Origin of the sequence: Thermogutta sp. (assembly GCF_039793925.1) — a bacterium.
GTDB lineage: Bacteria > Planctomycetota > Planctomycetia > Pirellulales > Thermoguttaceae > Thermogutta.
This window is the reverse complement of record NZ_JBAMME010000319.1, coordinates 1-2699: the sequence shown is the minus strand read 5'-3', so window position 1 is coordinate 2699 and position 2699 is coordinate 1. Positions and strand designations below refer to the sequence as shown.

The 2699-nt window shown below is 54.3% G+C and carries 3 protein-coding genes; all 3 read left to right on the top strand.

The window, feature by feature from the left end; translation table 11 throughout:
- A partial coding sequence (locus ABJK56_RS17430) for a hypothetical protein (RefSeq protein ID WP_347245956.1) occupies positions 1 to 869 on the top strand: 869 nt, incomplete at its 5' end.
- Between the two features lie 356 nt (positions 870 to 1225).
- Positions 1226 to 2056, top strand: coding sequence for a PQQ-binding-like beta-propeller repeat protein (locus ABJK56_RS17425; protein ID WP_347245955.1), 831 nt, complete (start codon positions 1226 to 1228; stop codon positions 2054 to 2056).
- Positions 2057 to 2058: 2 nt separating this feature from the next.
- Positions 2059 to 2523 (top strand): hypothetical protein, encoded by a 465-nt coding sequence (locus ABJK56_RS17420; protein ID WP_347245954.1) that lies wholly within the window; start codon positions 2059 to 2061, stop codon positions 2521 to 2523.
- The last annotated feature ends 176 nt before the right edge of the window (positions 2524 to 2699 follow it).

Here is a 2699-nt window from a genome sequence, read left to right as displayed (position 1 = left end):
GGAACCTCCGGGAGCCGCGGACGTGGCACCGGTATGGGTATGCCTTTGCGAATCCGGTGAGTTACGATGACCCGTATGGGCTGCAGGTGCCGCCGCCGGTCACTCCGGTGCCGGCGCCCACCCCGCCGCCCTATACCCCGGTGCCCTGGCCCACACCCACCCCGGGGCCTTCGCCCACGCCGGCGCCCACGCCGGCGCCACAACCCAGGCCGACACCACCGCAAACGCCGATACCAACTCCAATGAGCCGCGCTTCTGAGCCCACGGGAGCACATCCAGCTACCTGCTTGCCTTTTGGCAATTTCCGCCCGGATGCTTATTACCTCTCCCTCACGTTCACTGTAGGTGGGTTGAAATTTTTCTGGACAGGGAGTTTGGATGTGGTGTTGGCCCCCGCAAGAGGGGAACTGGGACTCTTTTGGTCACCTCGTGTCTTTGGTTCTCCCACGGAGACCTGGCTAATGGGTGCGTCAGATGATATATTCCCGTTTATTAGTCCCCAAATCGGGGGCTCCATCACCTGGGGAAAGGTGTGGGGCGATATCTTTCAGGAGCGAGGAGTGGAGGCCTATAAAGGGCCTTTTACCTACGGGGGTATAACGATTTCACCCCAATCTGGAATAGGAGTCACCGGTGAAGTGTTCGCTTCCCATTCCGATACAGGGGCGTTAACCGCCGAGGTTATGGGGATAGGCAAAGGGATTGCATTAGGCCTTTCCTTCCCGCCTCAGGGCGAGGCCTATGTTTACGTTACTGAGTCTAAGCCCCTGGGAGACATCTCCCGACAAGAGTATTTAGAATATTGGGAAGATTTTTGGCAAGAGGTCTTCAGAGAAGCCCTGAAATTCCCAACAGTCCCGGGACCGTAACAAGGCTCTTTTCCGGCATGGTTGCCTTAAACCGCTCCACAATTAAGATCATCAAGTTCGTTGTAAGCATTGGGCTCTTATGCATTTTGGTGCTGTTTGGGCCTTTCGCTTTTCCCCCTTCCTTAACAGAGCCAGAACCTGTGGGAATGTTTCCGCGCGAGCCTGCCTGGGTATTTCAAGCCGCGGAACGAATTATTACCACCCCTGTGGCCCAAAATGGACAGATCATTGTACGTACCTCTGAAGGGGTATATTGGCTGAACGCACAAGGTACGCCGCTCCAACGGGTAGAGGTCTCAGGATTCACTTGCTTAAATTGCTTTAATGGCCCTCCAGTTCTCTGCAAAGAGATGCTTTTGGTTCCAGAAGGGGGGCATTCCCTGTCCGTCTTCGTCGTCTCCACAGGAGCCCTAGCCTGGACTGCTATCCCCAGCGCTAATCCCGATGGGAGTTACGTTCCAAGCAATGTCCCGGTAGAATCTATCGCCTGTGGGGAGCAAGCGGTTTATGTGACCCGATATAATTGGAACCTCACCGCTTATGATTATGAAGGGGTTGTCCTCTGGGAATCTGACAGTCTCGACCGGAGTAGATCTTCTCTGGCGACTGATGGTCACATCGTATATCTTGGAGCCGACATTTATATCAAAGCATATGACGGCCTTTCAGGAACAATCCTCTGGAGCGAAAAAATGGGGGCGTTTGTGAGATCCATCCAACTGGTAAGTAACACGCTGTACATCGGTCTTTTTGAGGCCCCCTTTCTGGCAATGGATGTGGATTCCCGTACTATCCGCTGGCACGTGGATTTTCCCGCCGGAGAATATCCTTTTTTGATAGAGGGAGAGACTCTATACATCACTAACCAAGACCGCTTGGCTGCTATCTCCAGAAAAGATGGGCGAATCCTCTGGGAAAGGAGATTGCCAGAGGCCAATCTTGGAAGCCCTGTAGTGGCCAAAGGGGTGCTCTATGTCCGCAGCACACGGGGTTATCTTCATGCCTTGGAGGCATCCACTGGTTATGAAGTGGGAGGATTAAGAATTCAATCCGATGGCCCCTTTTCTTATGCCTCGGATCGGGGGCCTGGGGTAGCGGAAAATCTCTTGTTGGTGCCCTTTGGTGACCACCGTTTGCTGGCTTATCGTCTTATCGACCTGGAAACATCGGCAGGCAAGGAGAGATAGAAATGAGGGAACAGTTCGAGTTAGGCGCCTTTTTTCATAATAAGCGGACAATCGGCTTGCTTCTAATTGGTAGCATCCTTTGCGTTGGGTTTGCAATGTGTGTCGCTTCTATCTGGCCTGCTATTCAAGTTGAACAAGGCCCCATTGTGGTGAGAGATGCGTTTCTTACAACAGAGGTGGCACCCAATGGGACTACCGGAGAGCGGGCTACAGAATTTCCCGTAGACACCCCCCGTATATGGTGTATTGTAGACGTGGAAGCCCCCAAGCCGGTGCGGGTGGGAGTGCGGTGGTATTACGGGGAGAAGTTGCTCTGGGATCATATACAAGTGGTGGAGCGGCGGGGTGGATGGTATATAGAGCCCCCTCCGGGGGAGCAGTTTGCAGCAGGGGAATATCGGGTAGAAGTTTACTTGGTGAGAAAAGCCATCCGTACTCTCTATTTTAGGGTAGTAGCGCCGAAATGAGGTGACCCGGCTCTTCTACGACGGCCTGGGCCGGCGGCTGGTGAAGGAATACGATCCCAAAGATGGTGGGAGTGGGGTGAAACGGACGGAGTATGTCCTGGACGGCCTGGACCCGGTGGCCGAATACGAGCTGTGGAACGGGCAGCGGGCGGAGTATTACCGGGGCGGGGTGGAAG

What these genes read in the sequence shown, in the direction of transcription:
- ABJK56_RS17420 (WP_347245954.1), top strand. Translation starts at nt 2,059, where the DNA reads ATGAGGGAACAGTTCGAGTTAGGCGCCTTTTTTCATAATAAGCGGACA.